General features: G+C 59.8%; 13 protein-coding genes. 9 read left to right on the forward strand and 4 right to left on the reverse strand.

All coding sequences use genetic code 11. The features are described from left to right. The first annotated feature begins 136 nt into the window (after positions 1-136). The 5 genes from KQI12_RS02390 to KQI12_RS02410 all read left to right on the forward strand — a co-directional run bounded on the left by KQI12_RS02390 (position 137) and on the right by KQI12_RS02410 (position 6,932). A complete protein-coding gene (locus KQI12_RS02390) occupies positions 137-1,345 on the forward strand; it encodes a TolC family protein (protein ID WP_216570317.1) in 1,209 nt (402 codons plus the stop codon). A gap of 23 nt (positions 1,346-1,368) precedes the next feature. Further along, a complete protein-coding gene (locus KQI12_RS02395; protein WP_216570319.1) occupies positions 1,369-2,715 on the forward strand; it encodes an efflux RND transporter periplasmic adaptor subunit in 1,347 nt (448 codons plus the stop codon). Next, positions 2,712-5,774 (forward strand): efflux RND transporter permease subunit, encoded by a 3,063-nt coding sequence (locus KQI12_RS02400; RefSeq protein WP_216570321.1) that lies wholly within the window; start codon positions 2,712-2,714, stop codon positions 5,772-5,774. The genes KQI12_RS02395 and KQI12_RS02400 overlap by 4 nt, the downstream gene beginning before the upstream one ends. A 151-nt stretch (positions 5,775-5,925) precedes the next feature. Continuing rightward, entirely contained in the window at positions 5,926-6,435 is a 510-nt protein-coding gene (locus KQI12_RS02405) for a Crp/Fnr family transcriptional regulator (protein ID WP_216570322.1), read from the forward strand. A 23-nt stretch (positions 6,436-6,458) separates the two neighbouring features. Next, positions 6,459-6,932: a Crp/Fnr family transcriptional regulator gene (locus KQI12_RS02410; protein ID WP_216570324.1), complete on the forward strand. Its 474-nt coding sequence runs from the start codon at positions 6,459-6,461 to the stop codon at positions 6,930-6,932. A 333-nt stretch (positions 6,933-7,265) separates the two neighbouring features. Here KQI12_RS02410 and KQI12_RS02415 read toward each other — a convergent pair whose 3' ends face one another. After that, positions 7,266-7,643: a DUF4363 family protein gene (locus KQI12_RS02415; protein WP_216570326.1), complete on the reverse strand. Its 378-nt coding sequence runs from the start codon at positions 7,641-7,643 to the stop codon at positions 7,266-7,268. Then, positions 7,640-8,320: a DUF421 domain-containing protein gene (locus KQI12_RS02420; protein ID WP_216570328.1), complete on the reverse strand. Its 681-nt coding sequence runs from the start codon at positions 8,318-8,320 to the stop codon at positions 7,640-7,642. Before KQI12_RS02420 ends, KQI12_RS02415 begins: the two co-directional genes overlap by 4 nt. A gap of 209 nt (positions 8,321-8,529) precedes the next feature. Between KQI12_RS02420 and guaA the strand changes: the two genes are divergently transcribed. Further along, positions 8,530-10,071, forward strand: a complete 1,542-nt coding sequence (gene guaA, locus KQI12_RS02425) for a glutamine-hydrolyzing GMP synthase (protein ID WP_216570330.1) — start codon at positions 8,530-8,532, stop codon at positions 10,069-10,071. A gap of 152 nt (positions 10,072-10,223) precedes the next feature. On the opposite strand, the gene KQI12_RS02430 is transcribed toward guaA, so the two are convergent. Continuing rightward, complete coding sequence (locus KQI12_RS02430; RefSeq protein ID WP_216570332.1) at positions 10,224-10,715, reverse strand: helix-turn-helix domain-containing protein; 492 nt, start codon at positions 10,713-10,715, stop codon at positions 10,224-10,226. A 163-nt stretch (positions 10,716-10,878) separates the two neighbouring features. Between KQI12_RS02430 and KQI12_RS02435 the strand changes: the two genes are divergently transcribed. Next, on the forward strand, positions 10,879-11,991 hold the full coding sequence (locus tag KQI12_RS02435; RefSeq protein ID WP_216570333.1) for a hypothetical protein: 1,113 nt from the start codon (positions 10,879-10,881) through the stop codon (positions 11,989-11,991). 84 nt (positions 11,992-12,075) lie between these two features. Further along, a complete protein-coding gene (locus KQI12_RS02440) occupies positions 12,076-13,857 on the forward strand; it encodes an S-layer homology domain-containing protein (RefSeq protein ID WP_216570334.1) in 1,782 nt (593 codons plus the stop codon). Positions 13,858-14,253: 396 nt separating this feature from the next. Here KQI12_RS02440 and KQI12_RS02445 read toward each other — a convergent pair whose 3' ends face one another. Further along, the gene (locus tag KQI12_RS02445) at positions 14,254-15,045 is read right to left on the reverse strand and encodes a MerR family transcriptional regulator (protein ID WP_216570335.1); all 792 of its coding nucleotides are present in this window, start codon (positions 15,043-15,045) and stop codon (positions 14,254-14,256) included. 270 nt (positions 15,046-15,315) lie between these two features. On the opposite strand from KQI12_RS02445, the gene KQI12_RS02450 reads away from it, so the two are divergent. Continuing rightward, positions 15,316-21,141 (forward strand): S-layer homology domain-containing protein, encoded by a 5,826-nt coding sequence (locus KQI12_RS02450; protein WP_216570336.1) that lies wholly within the window; start codon positions 15,316-15,318, stop codon positions 21,139-21,141. Positions 21,142-21,218: the final 77 nt, after the last annotated feature.

Here is a 21,218-nt window from a genome sequence, read left to right on the forward strand (position 1 = left end):
GGTAACAGGAATGTAAACTTTTCCGAAACGAATGCCCGTTGGAAAAAAGCGGCGGGAAGTTTACGTTCCTGTTACCTGACGCCCATATAGTATGGGACACTGAACGATTTTTTCAGGACCAGAAAGGAGCATATCCATGAATGAATCGAGATGGCGGAGGGCCTGTGCCCTCGCCCTCTGTGCGGCGATGACCGTCCCCGCCCTGGCCGCCGAGGCCGGAGCGACGGCCGCCGGGACCCCGGAGACGGACCCCAAGTCCGTCACCTGGGACCAGCTGGATGACCGGATCCGGAACGGGAGCATCAACGCTAAGATCCTCCAGGAGAACATCGGCCGGGTGGAGGCCATCGACTACGACCAGATGTATGACCAGCTCCGCAAGCAGATGAACAGCCTGGCCGACGCCCAGTGGTACATGATCCTGATGGGCAACTCCTCTCAGGCGTCCACCATGGAGCAGGCCTATCAGTCCATGCGGGACACCTTCGATGACATCAAGGACGGCGACCTCCAGAAGGACAACGCCGACGTGGTGCGCCAGCTCCAGGACAGCGTGGAGCAGATCGTCAAGGCCGGCGAGAGCCTGTACATCCAGACGCTCTCTCTGGAGCAGAGCCTGGCGGACGGCCAGCGGGGCCTGGCCACCATCGACCGGAACCTGACGGAGCTCCGTACCCGCCACAAGCTGGGCCAGGTGTCTCAACAGCAGGTGGAGTCCCTGGAGCAGACCCGTGCGAACACGGTCAGCCAGCTCAAGACCCTGGAGAACGGCATCCGCACCTGCAAGCTCCAGCTCCAGAGCCTGATGGGGGAGACCCTGGACGGGGACCTGGCTCTGGGGGACCTGCCCACCGCCGCGGAGTCTACCTGGACCACGCCGGTGTACGCCGACGAGCTGACCGCCGCCAAGGAGGCGAGCTGGACCCTCTACAAGGCCAAGCTCACGCTGGACGACGCCGAGGACGACTTCAAGGACGCCAAGAAGGACCATCAGGGCAGCTACTATACTTACCAGTTCGAGATGGATAAACACGTCTGGGCCGCCGCTCAGAACACCTACGCCTCCACGGTGGAGAGCTTCGAGAACTCCTTCCAGGGGCTCTATGACGCGCTGGCGGACAAGGAGCAGGCGTGGAAGAACAAGGAGGCCGCCGTCACCTATCAGGAGAGCCTGCTCAAGACCGCTGAGACCAAGTACGCGCTGGGCCGCGCGTCTTATTCCGCGGTACAGAACGCGCGGGACGAGGCGGCGTCCGCCCGGTCGGCGGCGGACAGCGCCTGGCGGGACCTCTTCAGCGCCCGGAACGACTATCGCAACGCAGTGGAACACGGCCTCGTCGGCTGAGGCAGAAAGGAACATCGAGACCAATGGATAAAAGGACTCCCATCGCTCTGGGCCTGATCCTGACCGCCGCCCTGACGGGCTGCGGCGAGCAGGCCGCGGAGCCGACCTTGGACCCCACCGTCACCGTGGACACCACGGCGGCCGAGGTGGGCTCTCTGGGCACCGACCAGACCTATATCGGGACCATCTCCGCCGAGGGCACCGCCAGCGTGGTGTCTCTGGTGGGCGGGAACGTGGAGCGGGTGGCCGTCTCTGTGGGCGACACCGTCTCCGCCGGCGACCTGCTCTGTCACTTCGATGACGAGAGCGCCCAGATCGCCCTCCAGAGCGCCCAGGCCAATTATCAGACCGCACTGAGCAGCATCCCCGGCGCGCAGGCCGCCGTGGGCAGTGCCCAGGCCGCGGTCGGCAGTGCCAAGGACGCCTATCAGGGGGCGCTGGCCGGCTACGGCGGCGCCGAGGACGGCACCCTGACCGTGCTGGAGGAGCAGGTCCGGCTGGCACAGGACAACTATGACGACACCAAGGAGCTCTTGGCGATCGGCGCGGCCTCTCAGGCCGAGGTGGACCAGGCCTATCAGGCTCTGATCTCCGCCAAGGCGGGACTGGAGGCGGCTCAGGCCAACCTGAAGTCCGCCCAGTCCGGCGTAGAGCAGGCCCAGGCCGGCGTCACCCAGGCTCAGGCCGGTGTGGAGCAGGCCCAGGCCAGCGTGAAGGCCGCCAACGCGGGCATCGCCTCCGCCCAGTACCAGCTCTCCCTCTATAATTTGACCGCGCCGATCTCCGGCGTGGTGGAGGCAGTGAACGTGACGGAGAACAACTTCGCTCCCTCCGGCACCGCCGCCTTCGTGATCTCCAACGGCAGCAACAAGACGGTCACCTTCTATGTGACGGACAAGGTCCGCCAGACCATGACGGCCGGTCAGGCGGCCACCGTGTCTTACGGCGGCAGGACCTATCAGGGCGCGGTCACAGAGATCTCCGGCGTGGTGGACTCCGCCACCGGTCTGTTCAAGATCAAGGCGGTCATCGACGGCGCGGCGGACCTGCCCGACGGCCTGAACGTGGAGCTGACCACCACCGCCTACCGGGCGGACCGGGCGGTCCTCGTCCCCAGCGACGCCCTGTATTTCGACAACGGCGACTCCTATGTCTATCTGGTGAAGGACGGCAAGGCGGTCCGCACCGATGTGACGGTGGGCCTGTATACCTCCGACACGATCGCCGTCACTGACGGTCTGCTCGCTGGGGATCAGGTGATCACCTCCTGGACCGCCAGCCTGAGCGACGGCGCGCCGGTCCGGACCAGCGCGGAGGCCGCGGAGGCCGGGACCACGGCCGCGCCTGAGACCACGGAGGCGCAGGGATGAAGTTCGTACAGACGATCCTGCGCCGCCCCATGTCGGTGTTCCTGCTGATCATGGCGGTGGTGGTGTTCGGCTCTGCGGCCCTGACCGGGATGCCTCTGGAGTATATGCCCGACATGGAGATGCCCATGGAGCTGGTCATGGTCACCTGGCCCGGCGCGGATGCCGACAGCGTGGACCGGCTCCTCTCCCAGCCCATCGAGGACGAGGTGCAGTCCCTGTCGGACATCAGCAGTGTGAACACCTATTCCTATGACGACTACACCATGGTGCAGCTCACCTACAACTATGGCGTGGACATGGACGAGGTCTACTCCGACCTGAAGAACGCCATGGACAACCTGAAGAGCGACCTGCCCAGCGACTGCGGCGACCCAACCATCATGGAGCTGAGCGCCGACTATATGCCCACGATGTCCCTCTCCGCCACGGCCCCTGAGGGCGTGAACGTGAGCGACTACCTGAACGACACGGTGGTCCCCGTGGTGGAGCGCGTGAGCGGCGTGGCCAAGGTGGAGGTCAGCGGCACTCAGGAGGAGTATCTGCGGGTGGTGCTGGACGAGGCCGCCCTGCGGCAGTATAAGCTCTCCATCTCCCAGGTGGCCGCCGCCATCGGCGCGGCGGACTTCGATATGCCCGTGGGCGATGTGACCATGGGCACCCAGGACATCACTCTGGGCGCCTACGGCAACGTGGAGATCGACCCGGACTTCCGGGACCTGCCCATCCAGACGCCCTCCGGCGAGACCGTCATGCTGGACGACATCTCCACCTTCTTCAACCTGTACAAGAAGGATGCGGAGAGCGTCAGCCGCTACAACGGCGCCGACAGCGTCATGCTCCAGATCACCAAGCAGGACAGCGCTTCCACCGTGGAGGTCTGCCGGGACGTGACGGACGCCCTGAAGCAGTTCCAGGGCGACGGCTTCGGCTTCGACATGGTCTACAACGAGGGCGACAGCGTCTTGGAGACGCTGGGCGAGGTCCTCAAGACCCTGATCACCGGCGTGGTGCTGACCATGCTGGTCCTCCTGCTCTTCTTCGGTGACTGGCGGGCCAGCCTGATCGTGGGCGTCAGCATGCCCCTGTCCATCCTGCTGGCCGTGATCCTGCTGAACTTCGCCGGCTTCAACATCGACCTGATGACCGGGACCTCGCTGATCATCGCGATCGGCATGATCGTGGACAACTCCATCGTCATCCTGGAGAGCTGTATGCGCGCCCGGGCCAAGGGCCTCACCTTCCGGGAGGCGGCGGCAGAGGGCACCTCCACCATGCTCATGTCCATCCTGGCCGGCACGCTGACCACCGTAGTGGTGTATGTCCCCCTGGCCATGGCGGAGGGCATGGTGGGCATGATGTCCCGGCCCCTGTCCTGGACGATCCTGCTGACCATGCTCTGCTCTTTCCTGAGCGCTATCGTGGTGGTGCCTCTGGCCTTCGTCCTCCTCCAGCCCAAGGAGAAGGAGGACCTGCCGATCAACCGTCTGCTGGAGAAGATGCGGAAGGGCTACCGGAGGATCATGCCCGGCCTGCTGAAGCATCCCGGCCGGGTGGTGCTGGTGGGCGTGGCCGCTTTTGCCGCCGCCATCGCCCTGTTGACCCAGATGGAGTTCGTGATGATGCCGGACAACTACGACGGCAGCATCGAGTTGACGGCCAATTTCCGCTCCGGCACCAAGCTGGAGGTCATGGACGCCAAGGTCAAGCAGATCGAGGACGCCCTCCTGGCCGATGATGCCTTCGAGAAGGTGACCCTGAGCATCTCCAACGATGCCGCCACCTTCACCGCCTATGGAAAGGACGGCGGCAAACGTACCAGCGGCGAGGCCGTGGAGATCTACACCGATCTCTTCAACGGCATGGCGGGCATGGACGTGTCTGTCACCCCCACCAGCAGTGACTCTGACATGAGCACCATGTCCAGCAGTGCCAACACCAAGACGGTGACGCTGGCCGCGGAGGACATGACCGCGCTGGAGCAGAGCGCCGGACAGGTGGAGGAGGCCATGAAGCAGATCCCCGGTGTGATCCGGATCTCCAATGCGTTCGACCAGAGCCGCGTGAAGGGGAGGCTGGTGATCGACTCCCAGAAAGCGCTGGCCGCCGGGACCTCCGAGTCCTCCGTGGCCATGCAGGTGTACTACCTGCTCAACGGACTCACCGCTACCACCGTGGACTACGGCGATTCCGAGTACGATGTGATCCTGGAGTATCCTGAGGGGAAGTATGACGACATCACCTCCCTGCTGGACTACCCCATCTCCACCCAGAGCGGCCGGATGGTCACTTTGCGGGACATCGCGGAGGTGGAGTACATCACCACCCTGCCCAACATCACCCGGCAGGACGGCAAATATACGGCCACAGTCACCGCAACGACCACCGATGCCTCCAAGTACACCGCCGCCGCCGCGATCGACGACGCGGTGTCCCAGCTGGACTTCCCGGACGGCGCGGGCATCGGAAAGAGCATGATGGAGGATCTCCAGGACGACGAGGTCCAGCATATCTCTACCGCCATGCTGTCCGCCGTGTTCCTGGTGTTCCTGGTCATGGGCATCCAGTTCGACTCGCCCCGGCTGTCCATCATGGTCATGATGTGCATCCCCCTGAGCCTGATCGGCTCGATCGGGCTGGTGTTCCTGGCGGGCCGGCCCATGAGCCTGGTGGGCCTGATGGGCTTCCTGATGCTGGTGGGCATCGCGGTCAACAATGGCATCTATCTGGTGGACGGGACCAACCAGCTCCGCCGGACCATGCCGCTGGGCGAGGCGCTGGTGGAGGCCGGCACGACCCGTCTCCGCCCGATCCTCATGACCACCCTGACCACCTGTATCTCCATGGTGCCCATGATGTTCTCCAACGACAGCGGCATGGGCATGATGAAGGATATGGCTTATATCGTGGTGGGCGGTCTGGTGGCCTCCACCATCCTGGCCATGTTCCTGATGCCAGCCTTCTATCTGGTGATCCGCCGGGAGAATGCGGACGGTACCAAAAAGAAGGGCCTTTTCCGCCGCGGACGCAAGGCGGAGGAAGAGCCCGCGCCGGCATCCTGATCCCGGCGAACGAGCGAATATGGAGCGCCTCCCTGTCCGGCCGGCTGGCCGGGCGGGGAGGCGCTGTCGTTTTGACAGGGTCCCGGATACCTGCTATACTGGAACGTACAGGAACATCGGCGGCAGGGACCGGTGGGAAGGAGAGGACGATATGGACCGAGCGACCTTCCAAAAGGGGGATATCATCTTCCAACAGGGCGATCTGACCCATTGTATGTACGATATCGTCCGGGGCAGAGTGGGCATCTACGACCGGTACGGCACGCCGGAGGGGAAGCTACTGGCCACACTGGGGGCGGGAAGCTGTTTCGGCGAGATGGGGCTGGTGGAGGCCAGTCTCCGCTCCGCCGACGCGGTGGCCCTGGAGGACGGCACAGAGGTGACAGTGGTCACGCCGGAGACCTTCAGCGCCTACTTCCGGGACTGCCCGGAGAAGGTATACGGCATCATGTCCCAGATGAGCGGCCGGATCCGGAGCATGACGAAGGAGTATCTGACGGTCTGCCGGACAGCGGCGGGGATGCTCGAGGCTCAGGAGACCGGGAACAGGGAGAGCGGCGGGCTGAAGCGGGACATCAAGCGCGTCTGCGAGGTCTATGCCGAGGCGGTCCGGAACGGCTGGAGGTCCTTCCGGGACCTCCACGGCGGCGCCTGGCGCTGAACCGAAGGGGGGAGAAAAGGACCATGGAGAACTTGATCCTGAAAAAAGGAGCGGTCATTTTTCGGCAGGGCAGTCCCTCCGGCTGCATCTATGATGTGACCTGGGGCGTGGTGGGCATCTATGACCGCTATGGGGAGCCGGGGGAGACCCTGCTGGATGAGGTCCGGGCGGGGGAGTGCTTCGGCGAGATGGGCGTGATCGAGGGCTGTCCGCACTCCGCTACCGCGGTGGCGCTGGAGAAGGGGACCTGTGTGAAAGCAGTGACCCAGGCGGAGTTCGAGGCGTATTTCCGCGAAAAGCCGGCCAAGGTGATGGCCATCATGCAGAACATGAGCCGCCGTCTCCGGGAGGTGAGCCAGAAATATCTCCAGGCCTGCCGCGCGGTGGCGGAGAGCACAGAGGCCGCCCGGGAGGGGAGGCCTCCGGACGACCGGCTCCACAGGGACCTGGAGGAGCTGGCGAAGACATACCGTTCCTCCGGGCACAGAGGGGCCTGAGGTCCAAAAACGAGCGCCTGCCGTTCGGGGATCCATCCCGACGGCAGGCGCTCAGACTGTCAAAAGAGTCGTTCCTCATGTTGAACGATGCAAGAGCCTCGCAGAGTTCCGTCACCCGCAGGTGACGGAATCAGATATAAGATGTTTTTTCTGAGGACATGCGCCTCAGAAAAAACTCTTCTCAGGCCGCAAGTGTGCGAGCGAAGCGAGTGCGCGCGGCGGCCTGTATCCTCTCGAAGAAATGCTTGCATTTCTGAGAAGCGTGTCGAACTTTTTCGACACGCTGAGCGCCTGCCGTTCGGGGATCCATCCCGACGGCAGGCGCAGTCTGGTTCAGAACAGGTTCTCCCAGCGGAGCTGTTCCATCCGGGCCAGGAGACGGAGCTGACAGCGGATCCGGGCGCTGGCGGCGGAACAGTCCTCCTTCCGGCCCAGCTCCAGCAGACGGAGGGCCTCTTCCAGCCCGGATCGGATCTCGTCGATGTCCCCGTGCCGGAGCGTCACATGGAGCCAGGCGCTCTGGGCCTCCCAGTCCGCCAGGAGGCGGCGGAGGGCCGGGATGGCCTCCGGATCGCCGGACAGAGCCAGAACGTCGGTCTGCCGGAGCCCGGTGTCCAGGCCGGCGGCGAACTGCTCCAGACGGATGGCGCTGGACAGGCTCCCGCCCAGCAGGACGGTCAGCAGGAGGAGCGCGGTCCAGAGACGCTTCATGAGCCGCCCTCCTTTTTGAGGAAGTATACGCCGCCCAGCTCGTCTACCGTCAGCAGGAACACGTCCCGGGGATCCCGGACCTCATGCTCCGCCAGCCGCCGCCGGAGCCATTCCCGGCTCAACCCCCGGGCAGACAGGTTCCGGTCGATTACCCGGCCGTCATCGATCACGGGCAGGGGGAGGCCCGGGTCCTCCGGCTTCCGGCCCAGCTGGCGGGCAGTGGGGGGCTGGTCCTCGGTCCGGAGGAGGACAGAGAGCTGGCCGTTGGTCTCCAGGATCGCGTACCGGATGGTGGACAGATCGGCACAGCCCTTCAGCCGGAGCTCTTCCGCCAGCTCATCCAGCGTGAGGCGGTTCCGGCGGAGCTCCCGCTCTACGATCACGCCATCCGCCACCACGATGCTGGGCCGCCCGCAGAGCAGGGCCCGGAAGCGGACGCTCCGCAGGTTCAGGACGGAGATCAGGGTGGTCAGACAAAGAAGCGTGAGGATCGGCACGATCCCCGCCAGCAGAGGGATCCCAAGGTCCTGCATGGGCACGGCGGCCAGATCGGCGATGATCAGGGCCAGCACCAGCTCCGAGGGCTCCAGCTCGCCGATCTGCCGCTTGCCCAGCAGACGGATCCCGACGATGATGACCAGATAGAGCACGACTGTGCGCAGGAGCGCGATGACCATAGGGGGACCTCCCTCCGTCCGATATCCGCTATCAGTATGACCGTCCGGAGGCGGATCATGCCCGGCGCCTTTGCGAAAATCGCCAAAGATACCGGCAGAGAGGAAAAGAAGAGGAGTCTGACTTGCCACCGGGGAGATCATGCGGTACAATAAGACGATACGACGGATCGACAAGACTCAACGATCATGCAAGAAAAGGGGAGAACGATATGTCCCATCAGCTCGTCATCGTACTGGATTTCGGCGGCCAGTACAATCAGCTCATCGCGCGCCGTGTCCGTGAGTGCGGCGTCTACTGTGAGGTGAAGCCCTACACCACTCCGCTGGAGGAGCTCAAGGCCATGGCCCCCATCGGCTTCATCTTCACCGGTGGCCCCAATTCCGTCTATGAGGAGAAGGCCCCCCATGTGGACCCCGCCATCTTCGAGCTGGGCATCCCGGTGCTGGGCATCTGCTACGGCTGTCAGCTCATGGCCCACACGCTGGGCGGCAAGGTGGCCCCGGCCCAGGACGACACCGCCCGGGAGTACGGCAAGACCGAGACCTATTATGACACCAGCTGTGCGCTCTTCAAGGGCCTGCCGGAGAAGGGCGTGTCCTGGATGAGCCACAGCGACTACATGGAGAAGGTGCCCGAGGGCTTCGCCCTGACCGCCCACTCCGACCACTGCCCCAACGTGGCCATCGCCGATGAGAAACGGGGCTTCTACGGCGTGCAGTACCACCCCGAGGTCAACCACACCGAGTATGGCATCGCCATGATCCGCAACTTCCTGTATCAGGTCTGCGGCGCCGTCGGCGACTGGAGCATGGGCGACTACAAGCGCACCGCCATCGCCGCCATCCGGGAGAAGGTGGGCTCCGGCAAGGTCCTGCTGGCCCTGAGCGGCGGCGTGGATTCCTCCGTGTGCGCGGCCCTGCTGGCCGAGGCGATCGGTGAACAGCTGACCTGCGTGTTCGTGGACCACGGCCTCATGCGCAAGAACGAGGGCGACGAGGTGGAGGCGGCCTTCTCCAAGTGGGCCATGAACTTCGTCCGGGTGGATGCCGAGGCCCGGTTCCTGGGCAAGCTGGCCGGCGTGACCGAGCCGGAGCGCAAGCGCAAGATCATCGGCGAGGAGTTCATCCGGGTCTTCGAGGAGGAGTCCAAGAAGATCGGCAAGGTGGACTTCCTGGCTCAGGGCACGATCTACCCCGATGTGATCGAGTCCGGCGCCGGCGACGCCGCCGTGATCAAGAGCCACCACAACGTGGGCGGCCTGCCGGACTATGTGGACTTCAAGGAGATCATCGAGCCCCTGCGCCTGCTCTTCAAGGATGAGGTGCGCCAGCTGGGCCGTGAGCTGGGCCTGCCCGAGTATCTGGTGACCCGCCAGCCCTTCCCCGGCCCCGGTCTGGCGATCCGCATCATCGGCGAGATCACCAAGGCCAAGGCGGACACCCTGCGGGACGCCGACGCCATCTACCGGGAGGAGATCGCGGCGGCCGGTCTGGACAAGTCCATCAACCAGTACTTCGCGGTGCTGACCAACAGCCGCTCCGTGGGCGTCATGGGCGACGGCCGGACCTACGACTACACGCTGGCCCTCCGCGCCGTGACCACCAGCGACTTCATGACCGCCGACTGGGCCCGGATCCCCTACGACGTGCTGGACAAGATCTCCGTGCGCGTCGTCAACGAGGTCCCCGGCATCAACCGGATCTGCTACGACATCACGTCCAAGCCGCCGGCGACGATCGAGTGGGAATAAAAGTCGGCAGCCTTAAAAAAGCCCGATATATAAGGAAATTTGCCACTTCGATGTCCGCTGTGACAACAAAATGACAACATTTCCGGTTATCCAAGAATAAAGAGCTATCTGATTTTCTGTTGAAGTCAGATAGCTCTTTTCTTTTGCGCTGTTCAGTTTTGCTTTCGCAGATCATCTAATTTCTGCCGCATCTGCTCTGTCGGAACCGCCGGATAAGTGTACCGCCAACGGTCATATTCTTCTTTTGAAATTTCGCCGTTTCGCAGCTTTTCCGCCATCTCCTGCCACATGGTCATGCGCTCCAGCATGGAAATGTACGCAGCACCCCGATTTCGGTCTAACCGCAGGCACACCTCACCGTCCAACCTGTCGATCTTCAAGCCCTGTAAATCCTCCAAGGCAAACAGTGTGTGCATGATGCCGATTTCGCTGTCGATGTCCGGGACGTTCAGTGCCATAGGAGAAACATTCAGAACCTCTGCGAAAGTGTGCGTCAGATCTTCTTTTGGGGTTCGCGTGCCAGATTCATACTGTGCAATGCGGATATCTGCCGTTTTCTCAGGAAAACCGACTTGAATGCCCAACAGTTTTTGTGTCATGCCTCGTAAGTTACGGAAAAAACGAATTCTCTCACCAATCGCCATGTCATCACTCCCGATATATGTATTACAATCAAAATATAACATAGCAATTCCTTTGAAACGGTGCTATAATAATAAAAAATTATAAGCAGTTGAGCTGCCGAAAAGTTACACCTTTTGACATCTCGTAACTGTCATTGCACAGAAGGAGGACAGAACAGCATCAATGCGGCGGACGAAAGAACTGCCGCGCAAGATCAGAAACCTGTCAGGATATTGCCTTAGTGGCCTTGCCTTGGCAGGTATTACTATGTGTAAAGGAGCATTTGATGTGAAAACGAAATTATTGTCATGGCTGTTGACACTGAGTCTGCTCATGACCATGCTTCCGACCGCTGCGCTGGCTGCTGCAGTTCCCGGAGTAAGCAGCGGTACAGTCATCTATGTATCCGAAACCGGTAACGATTCAGCCGTTGGCGATGAGAGCACACCCCTCAAAACAATTGGTGCGGCATTTTCGAAGGCGGTCGACGGGGATACCATCTGCCTGCTTTCTGATATCAAATTAGTTGGAAAGCTTGTCCTGACTGGTGATAGATCAGTAACGCTGACGGGTAAAGCTGGTGAAACTGCAAAGAAGATTACCTATACAAAGGACACTTCTACTACCTCTCCTGACCTTTATATGATCGAGGTTGGTGTTGAATACGGCACAGCTACAAAGACGAAGCTCACGCTTGAAAATGTGACAATTGATGCTGAGGCACAGGATATTCGCTGCGTCCGTGTTTGCCCTGAAAGCACTCTGACATTAGAAAATAAGGCAACGGTCTGCAACGGACGTGCAGTCCATGAAGACTATGCAACAGGAACCAATGACTGGGGCGGTGGTATCGTAGTTGATAGCACCGCAAAGCTGATCATGAATGAAGGCTCTGCCGTAACCGACTGTTCTGCTGAGCAGGGCGGCGGCATCTATCTCAGCGGCGAGATGGAATTGAACGGCGGTATGCTTAGCGGAAATACCGCAGTTGGTGATTACTTTGGTACTTCCCTTTCACGAAGTGCCCATGGCGGTGCAATTCTGATACGTGCAAATCGTGCTGACTATGATGAGAGTTATGATGTTCCGGCTAAATTGACTATGACAGGCGGAAACATTCAAAACAATAAAGCAGCAAGTGACCTAAGCGCTTTTGGCGGTGCGGTTGCTATTCTTGGCACACTCAAAAACACTGTAGATTTGACCAACGAATTTATTATGACCGGTGGTACGATTTCCGGCAATACAGCCGGATACGGCGGTGCAATCTCTGCTTATGCGGCTGATAGCTATTGAAACGGCAATGCAAGCGTCAAAATTTCCGGTAATGCGGAGATTACCCAAAATACAGGCCGTAATGGCGGTGGCGCGATTGCTCTGTTGACCAGTAAAGCAGATGATTACACCAGCACCGTAGAAATGAGCGGCGGTACGATTTCGGAAAATAAAACATTCTCTAAGGGCGGCGGTGTTTTCCTGTTTGGTAAGGGAGACTCGTTCTACATGACCGACGGCAAAATTTCCGATAACGAAGCGAAACAAGGTGGCGGCATTTCCATCAGTGATACAGATGCGGCTGCTTATCTGCTGGGCGGTACCATTCAGGATAATAAGGCAACTGAGGGATACCCCTACGTTGATGATCCTTCGGAGCGCTGCTATTACGGAAACGCAGTTTACCAGGATGGCAGCCTCTATCTTGACGGCACAAAAGCCAACATCAGCGGCGATATTCGTATCGGCTGCCGCTTTGATACAAGCGGAGGAATTTCCACCAACCGTTTTGTAGCTTTGGTCGGCGCATCGGATACGATGAACGATTACGAGTTGACTTCTTTTGATAGTGAATCCTTGGACGGCAGAGTGGTTGTTGCCCCCGATACGATTACTTATGGCACAGAAACCTATAGCGTAGCAAATGCCGAGCCGTACCTGGCGCATTTTACACACAACCATAAGGAAATTATTACAGATACTGATTATACGACAGAAACGGGAACTTCTTCTCAGGCGAAGAGCCTTGTTCTGTACGGAGCGATCCAAAAGTTTTCTGTTACCTACACAGACGGTATCGGCGGCACCAGCTTTGCGGATGAGGTAACCAGCGACCTGCGCCGCGGAACCCCCACCCCTGCTTTCACTGGCGGAACGCCGACCCGCAGCGGTTATACCTTTACCGGCTGGGAGCCGTCCGTAGCCGCAACGGTAACGGGCAATGCCGTTTATACCGCACAGTGGACAAAGAACAGTTCCTCCTCCCATCATCATTCGACCCGCTATACACTGCACTATGAGTCGAACGGCGGCACGGCTTACAAGGATGAGCGCTATTCTTCCGGCACGAAGGTGACGCTCGATAAGGCCCCGACCCGCGAGAGCTATACCTTCACCGGCTGGTATGCGGATAAGGAACTGACTCAAAAGATCAGCAGCATCAAGATGACCAGCGAGAAGACCGTCTATGCTGGCTGGAAGGCATCCACTGTGCCGGATATGCTGAACGGCGATGACCACTACGCCTATGTAGTCGGTTACTCCGATGGCACTGTCCGTCCGAACGCGAACATCAGCCGCGCCGAGGTTGCAACGATTTTCTTCCGCCTGCTCAAGGAGAAAGTGCGTGATGGCAATCTCACCGCTGAAAATACTTTCACGGATGTAACGGATGGACAGTGGCACAACAAGGCGATTTCCACGATGGCAAAGCTCGATATTGTCAAGGGCCGCCGTGCGGACAGCTTTGACCCCGATGCCTCGATCACTCGTGCGGAGTTTGCGGCGATCTGCGCGCGCTTCAACACCAAACCAGTCGAGAACAGCGGCAGCTTCTCCGACATTTCCGGTCACTGGGCGGAAAACGAGATCGAGAGAGCGGCGGCGTTCGGTTGGATTTCGGGCTATCCGGACGGCACATTCCATCCCGATGCCCGCATCACACGCGCTGAGGCCATGACCATGATCAACCGCGTGCTCTGCCGTATGCCGCAGAGTGAAAGCGATCTGCTGGACAGCATGGTAACGTGGCCGGACAACAAGCCGTCCGACTGGCACTATCTCGCCGTGCAGGAGGCCACGAACAGCCATGACTTCGACCGTCAGGGCGAGGTCGGCGAAAGCTGGACGAAGCTGACGAGCGTCCCCGACTGGAAGCAGTATCAGTAAAAAAGTTAAAACGATATACAGGAAATTTAGTACAATAACGTTAAGCTGTTCTGGTGCATTGGGTGTCTCTCTGAGCAAAAAATCCACATCGCACGCTTTTGTATAATAATGCGTGTATTTTTTGAAAGTATATTGTAATTTAAAAAGCACTGCGCTATAATATCAATACAGTTTGGTTTTGCGTCAATCTATCACTCGCGACAACCACATGACAACAGGAATTATGATGCACCATAATTCTTGGATAACTAAAACACTCACGATACCACAGAACAAATCGCCATAGCTTATCTGTTTAGTATTTGCTTCTGGGGAGCGAGTGGGAATAAACATCCCGAACAAAACAGGGACTCGCCGCGTCGCGGCGGGTCCCTGTTCGTCTGCTCCCATTCCATCTCACTCTGCCTGCGGATCCTCCTTTGGATGGATCGGCAGGGCGACCTGGGTGATGAACTTGGCGGGGTCCTTGCGCTGGGGCGGGCCCTCCAGATAGATGTGGCGCAGGGTCCCGGCGGGGGAGAGGCCGTGCGCCCGCGCGTAGTCCAACAGCTTCTGCCCTGCGGCGGGAAGCTCCTCGTAGGCTCCGTGATGGTAGAGGCAGACCGCGGACGCGGTGGGGAGAGTCTCCACGTGTTCTCCCTCGCTGCCCGCCGGGACCGCCACGCAGAAGGACACCTCCTCCGGCTCCGTCAGGGCGTATTCGGTGAAGTACATCCGCCGGGTGATGTCCGTCCCATAGGCCCGCATGGCCTCCAGCGCCGTATTGCGGAGCAGGATCGTCTTGTCCGCCACCGTCTCGCTGTGATGGGTCCGGCGGTAGACCAGCTGGGGCGGGAGCTGGATCGGCCGGATCTGCCCGGAGGCGGCCTTGGACCGCTCGTAGAGCTTCTCGATGTTCAGGTCCAGCTCGTCCCGCATCTGCTCCAGACGGCGGATCAGGGGCATCAGGTCTGTGGAGTCTTGGAAGTAGTCCCGGATCTCGTCCAGAGTCAGCCCGAGGTTTTGCAGACTGCGGATACTGCGGAGCTTGGTGAAGGTGTCGATGGTGTAACAGCGGTTGCCGGTGGCCCAGTCCCGCCCGTCCGGCTGGATGAGCCCCCGCTCCTCATAGTGGAGGATGATGCGGCGGGTGACGCCCAGCGCTCTGGCGATCTCCCCGATGGAGAACAGATCTCGGTCATGCTTCATAAAAATCACCTTAAAAATCGAGAAAGTACTTGCATCATACACCGGTGTATGGTGTATGATGATAGCATACAGGATGGGGCGCGGCCGCGCAAGTGGAACATGGAGCCGTAACGCCAGTTCCGATGCGCCGCCCCGCTCATCCCAGAAAGACGGGGACCGAGGGGTCCGGCAAGGGAGCGCGCTCCCTTTTGTCCTCCGCATACGGAGGACAAGGTCCTTTTGCGAGATCCGCGGAGACCCATGACACGAGACGAAAAGGAGGACGAGCCTATGAAGAAAAAAGCCTTGAGCCTGCTTCTGGCCCTGACCATGTGCCTCAGCCTTCTGCCCACGGCGGCGCTGGCGGAGGAGATGCGGGGGACGGCGCCGCCGGCCTCAGAGGGGCAGGACGTCCCGGCCGGGGAGCAGGGGGGAGCGCCCGCGCCTGAGGAGACGGACGGGGCCGTGGAGTCCGTCCAGACGCGGATCGACGCCCTGCCCGGCGCGGACGAGCTGGACGGCATGGACGCGGACGCGCGGAAGGCCGCCTACATGGCCGTTCAGGATGCCTATGACGCCTACGAGAAACTGACGGAGGCCCAGCAGGCGGAGATCACCGGCGCGGACCGCTTCGAGGCCCTGTTCGGCTGGTTCAATGAGCAGGTGGCCCCGCTGGCGGACGCGACAGTCGTTCCGGATAATGTTGATGCGAATGGTAACATTATACCGTATACCGATTTCAGCCAAACTGGCCCCAAACTTACAGCAGAAATGGCAGAGCAACCTCTGAGCAACCAATTCTACATAGTCGAAAAAGACATGACTATCAACGGGAATTTGACCGTAGACGGTAGCGGGCCTAAGAATGGCGGTCTTGTTCTCTGCGCGGGCGTAACGCTGACGGTCAACGGCGCTTTGATCCACACCGGCGGAAGCCCATTTTACATTTACGGGCAGACGCTGACAGAAAGCGGTAAGGGCACCGGAAAACTGGTCATCAATAATTCAAATGGCGATGGCGCGGCGATCCGCACTACAAGTACATCTACATCCAAACCACAACTTAATATCAACAGCGGTGAACTGGAGATCTACGCCGGAAAATCCGATAAACTTGTTGACGGTGTGAAGCTGTTCAGTTCAAAACCGATACACAAGGGCACCCTTGACGGCAATGAGGTATTACCCGAGAAGTGGAGTGCTTCCTCAATACCGGGAACGTCACTCGTCCTTGCGTACTGCGACCATGACCATGCTACTTATGAGAGAGTCAACGATAACCAGCATAAAAAGCACTGTGCAGATTGCGGATTTATCGGAACTGCTGTGGCCTGCGGGACCAATGGCACGGTCGGCTATGTGTCGGACGGTGCCAAGGGGCACTATCAGAAATGCCCCTGCGGGAACAAGTTTGGCGATTTGCTCCAGCATGACGGAAATGGCTACCTGTTGACGAATAACGACCAAGAACACATTCTGGGATGCGGGACCTGCGGCTATACCAGCGGCGAAGCGGAAGCCCACAAGGATTGGGATGAATACGGCGCGTGTGGAGTCTGCGGCTTCGAGCCGATCCTGGAAGGAAAGACCGGCAACCTGTACGACGATCTTGCAATAGCTCTAGACGAGGGAGAGACAGCACTGACGCTGGTATCCAAGGCGACAGGGGATGCGAATAAGGGCATCGTAAGGACGAACCTCGAGTTTGATACGGGTGCGGATATCACGCTGGATATGGGCGGCTGCACCTTGGAAAACAGCCAAGGCGGTGCAACGATCACGGTTGCAAGCGGTACGCTGACCGTCAAGGGCGACGCGACGATCGAGCAGACGGGCTCGGGCGAATCGGCTTCTTCCGCCATCTCCGTCACCGGCGGCGCGCTGGATATGCAGGGCAAGGTGACGCTGACCGGCGGGCTGAAGCTGTCCGGGAGCGGGACCCTCGTGACCAAGCTCAAAGAGGGCGATGTGCTCAACGGCGGCGTGTCCGTGGCCAGCGGCACAGTGGCGGATCTGCTGGGCGAAAACCTCGCCTTTGCGAAAGTGGGTGAAACTTCCACCATCGTCAAGGGCGATGTTACGTCCATCTCCGAGAACGTGACGGTGGTGGCGCATACGCACGACTTCAAGCCGGGCGTCGATGGCAAGTATACCTGCGCCTGCGGCTATACCTGCCCGCATAACAGCTTTGTTGACGGAAAATGCACGGTCTGCCACAAGGGGTGCGCGCACACGGACGTGGGCGCTGACGGCGTATGCCGGAACTGCAAGACGCAGATGGCCGTGAAGAGCGAGACAGGCGGGACCGTGACCTACGGCACAGACTTTAAGGCGGCGATGAAGGCGGCCGTGAACGGCACGACCGTTACGCTGCTGGCGGATATTGAATGGGGCATAACTTCTAAAGACAGAGCGGCTATTACCGGAGATGGTAAAATTGTTACGCTGGATCTGAACGGGCATACGATCACCGGCGGATGGCTTGATATTGGGAGCAATGAGAGTCCTACATCCTGCACCTTGAAGATCATCGGAAAAGGCAGTCACGAAAGTCTAGGGGGGATAGGCGGCTACAGCAGTGTTTCCCCGAAAGCTACGCTGGATCTGAGCAAGTGGGAAGGCGGTACGATCAGCACGATCAATATATCGGATAGCTCGAACTATGAAGCAGCAACGCGGGAAGCCGCAGTGATCGTAGGGCCGAATGCAGGTACGATCGGAAAACTGTCGTTCGGGAATAATCAATTGCCTAAAATAACAAAGACCAAACTGAGCGGCGGCAGCTTTAATGAGATTGAGGTAGCTGATTTTGGGCCGGTCAAGCTTGGCGAACTGCTTGCAGATGGCTATGCCTTCCAAAATGGGGATGGGGCGTATGTGAAGTACGAAACGACACTTCGGGGCGCGTCTATCTCCAATGTCAAGGTCGTAAAATGCCTGCATCCGAACATGAAACCGGGTGAAGATGGCGTAGCGACATGCGAATACTGCGGCAAGAGCGGCAAATTCGTAGCCTCGGTGGATGGCAATCTCTATACAGCTGACCAATGGAAGGATGCCTTCAAAGCTTGGCTGGGCGATGCCGAAGATGAGAAGGCTAACGGTATATTAAAGCTGTATACAGATTATAAAGCTGAAGCGGCAGATGCTACGTGGAGCGTTGGTTATCGCCCGAACGGCAATACGCTTGATCTGAACGGACATATGATGTCGGTTAAAGGTGACGGCGCATTCTTCAAGCCCACTAACAATATGCATTTGACGGTTACCGACGGCACGGAGCTCGGTCAGATTACGAATATCCTCCTTGATGGGAGTCAGGGCGGGAGCTTTACGCTGGAGAACGGTTTTGTCGGCAATCTGAAGATGACCGGCGGCGCTGTCGTTGCGCTGAAGGGCGGCAGCGTTGACAATCTGGATGTAAAGAATTGCTCCGCAAGCACAAATCTTTCCATTCAGGGCGGCAGCCTTGGCAAACTGAATATAGAGGATTGGGCTGATGGCATGCATGTTTCCGCCACGGGCGGCAGCCTTGGCGCGTATACACTGCCAAGCGGCAAGATTCTCGCGGATGTGCTGGATCACCAATATTACGCCGAAGGCACAAGCCTTGATAGACGGGTGGATACGGCGCGACCTGTGGAAAAATTCGTTATCAAGAAAGCCCCTTACGACTTTGGATCGCCTTCGAAAGCGGCAAATGTTCCCATTAACGGCAGCATCCCCTTCATGGTTGACTCGCCCAGTGAAAATGTGGGCGTGTACGATGTGAGGTGGTATCGCAGAACGAACAGCGACGCAGAACATATGATGGAGAATAGAGTGGCTGGCGTGAAGGTCGGCGATAAGCTGGATGTATTCTGCGTGATCACAGGGCTGGATCAACCCAATAACGGCACTGTTCTCTGGCAGGTGGCAGTCAAGGGCTATACGATAAATGTCGTGCCTGCCAAGCTGAGCGGCGATACGACGGAAATCGTGATTACAAACGAAGATACGCTTGTATATGATGGCAAAAAGCTTACAGCGGGTGTCAAGGTGACATATAATGGCAAAGAATTGACACAGGGTACGGATTATACCGTTAGCGGCAATACCGGCACCGACGCCGGGGAGTACACCCTGACCATCGAAGGCATGGGCAATTACACGGGCGCCGTGAAGAAGACGTGGGAAATCACGCCGCTCACCATCAGCGCGCCTGTGTCCGTGCCCACGGTCACAAAGATCTACGACGGCACGACCAATCTGCCGGCTGACCTTACGCTGTCCGGCTTCCGGAGTCTGACGAACGCTGAAATATCTCTGGAGAAGGGCGCGGGCAAGGATTACACCCTGAGCGGCGGCTATACCAGCGCAAATGCTGGCAGCAGCAGCGTTGAAATCACCATAACGTTGAAGGCGGGCGGAAATTACACCTTCGAAAATAATGACTTGACCGCGACGCTCACGCCGTCGGGCACGATCACCCCGGCCACCATGTCCACGGAGGCGAAGCCCTACGACCTGTACGTCGTGAACAATCTCGAGCGGGAGTATCTGATCGACCCCGCCAAGCTGCTTCCGGATCTGGACAAAAACTGCGATTTCGGCGATACCCAATGGTATATCCAACCGGATAGCATGACGGCACTGAAGAACTACTACGGCGAGGGCGTTGAAGCAGGATTTACGGTGGACGCAAACCAGAAGTCCCTGCTGTATCTGAAGGTCCCCGCAACCGCTGATAAATCCGATGTGAAGAAGATCGGCGCCATCAAGGTCACGGTCACTCCCACGAACTACAATGAATTCGAGTCGACGATCAACGTCAACGCCACCAACAAGATCGTCCCCACCGGCGCGCCGACCCTGAGCAGGGACACGCTGGCCTGGGGCGAGAAGCTCTCCGCCATCACCCTCTCCGGCACGATGAAGGACGGCGATACCGAGGTCAAGGGCACATTTGCATGGACGAGTCCTGAGACAACGCCGGACAGCATGAGCGATTTTGCGGCAGAGTGGAAGTTTACGCCCGAAAATACCGATATCTATGCGGAAATCACTGATACGGTGACGATCACCGTTACCAAGACGACCCCCAAGGGCGTGCCCAAGTACACTGCTATCAATGTTTCCGGCAAGACGCTGAAAGACGCAGACCTGACTGTCGGCACGATCCAGCCCGAGGGCGCAATTCAGTGGGAACTGGGCGATACGACGGTCGTGGCGGCGAACACGGCCTACAAGTGGGTCTTTACGCCGAAGGACACAGAGCATTACGATGAGCTGACCGGCAGCATCACGCCCTACCGCGTGAGCGGCAGCGGCGGCGGCTCCGGCTCCTCTTCCGGCGGGAGCTATGCGGTGTCCGCGCCCAGCGTGGAGCACGGCTCCACGGCGGTCCGCCCAAAGAACGCGAAGAAGGGCGACACGGTGACGATCACCGTGACCCCTGACGCGGGCTATGCGCTGGCATCCCTGACGGTCATGGACCGCAAGGGCAGTGCGCTGACGCTCACCGACAAGGGCGACGGCACCTATACCTTCACCATGCCCGCCGGCAAGGTGGAGGTCAAGGCGGCCTTCACCGAGGAGAAGCCGGCGGAGACCAGCCCCTTCGGCGATGTGTCCGCCGACGCCTACTACTACGAGGCGGTCAAGTGGGCCGTGGAGAACGGCATCACCAGCGGCACCGGCAAGGGCGGGTTCGCCCCGGACGCGGCCTGCACCCGCGCCCAGATCGTCACGTTCCTGTGGCGGGCGGCGGGCTCTCCCGAGCCCAAGGGCGTGAGCGGGCTCTCCGATGTCCCCGTGGACAGCTGGTATGCCAAGGCGGCGGCGTGGGCCGTGGAGAACGGCATCACTTCCGGCACCGGCAAGGGCAGGTTCGCCCCGGACGCGCCCTGCACCCGGGCCCAGTGCATGGCCCTCCTGTTCCGGGCCTCCGGAGCATCCGTCTCCGGCAAGTCCGCGTTCACGGACGTGGCGGAGGACGCCTACTATGCCGGGGCGGTAGCGTGGGCCGTGGAGAACGGCATCACCAGCGGCACTGGCAAAGGCCGGTTCAGCCCCGACGCGCCCTGTACCCGGGCCCAGATCGTGACCTTCCTGTGGAGGGCCCGCGCGGGGAAGTGAACGGCGAAACAGCGGCAATGAATAAATGAAGGGGACGGTCCCGTCGATCCAAACGATCGCGGGACCGTCCCCTTCGT

Source organism: Pseudoflavonifractor sp. MSJ-37 (assembly GCF_018917965.1).
Lineage (GTDB): Bacteria > Bacillota > Clostridia > Oscillospirales > Oscillospiraceae > Pseudoflavonifractor_A.

What these genes read in the sequence shown, in the direction of transcription:
- KQI12_RS02395 (WP_216570319.1), top strand. Translation starts at nt 1,369, where the DNA reads ATGGATAAAAGGACTCCCATCGCTCTGGGCCTGATCCTGACCGCCGCC.
- KQI12_RS02400 (WP_216570321.1), top strand. Translation starts at nt 2,712, where the DNA reads ATGAAGTTCGTACAGACGATCCTGCGCCGCCCCATGTCGGTGTTCCTG.
- KQI12_RS02445 (WP_216570335.1), bottom strand. Translation starts at nt 15,045, where the DNA reads ATGAAGCATGACCGAGATCTGTTCTCCATCGGGGAGATCGCCAGAGCG.
- KQI12_RS02450 (WP_216570336.1), top strand. Translation starts at nt 15,316, where the DNA reads ATGAAGAAAAAAGCCTTGAGCCTGCTTCTGGCCCTGACCATGTGCCTC.
- KQI12_RS02430 (WP_216570332.1), bottom strand. Translation starts at nt 10,715, where the DNA reads ATGGCGATTGGTGAGAGAATTCGTTTTTTCCGTAACTTACGAGGCATG.
- KQI12_RS02410 (WP_216570324.1), top strand. Translation starts at nt 6,459, where the DNA reads ATGGAGAACTTGATCCTGAAAAAAGGAGCGGTCATTTTTCGGCAGGGC.
- KQI12_RS02420 (WP_216570328.1), bottom strand. Translation starts at nt 8,320, where the DNA reads ATGGTCATCGCGCTCCTGCGCACAGTCGTGCTCTATCTGGTCATCATC.
- guaA (WP_216570330.1), top strand. Translation starts at nt 8,530, where the DNA reads ATGTCCCATCAGCTCGTCATCGTACTGGATTTCGGCGGCCAGTACAAT.
- KQI12_RS02415 (WP_216570326.1), bottom strand. Translation starts at nt 7,643, where the DNA reads ATGAAGCGTCTCTGGACCGCGCTCCTCCTGCTGACCGTCCTGCTGGGC.
- KQI12_RS02435 (WP_216570333.1), top strand. Translation starts at nt 10,879, where the DNA reads ATGCGGCGGACGAAAGAACTGCCGCGCAAGATCAGAAACCTGTCAGGA.
- KQI12_RS02405 (WP_216570322.1), top strand. Translation starts at nt 5,926, where the DNA reads ATGGACCGAGCGACCTTCCAAAAGGGGGATATCATCTTCCAACAGGGC.
- KQI12_RS02390 (WP_216570317.1), top strand. Translation starts at nt 137, where the DNA reads ATGAATGAATCGAGATGGCGGAGGGCCTGTGCCCTCGCCCTCTGTGCG.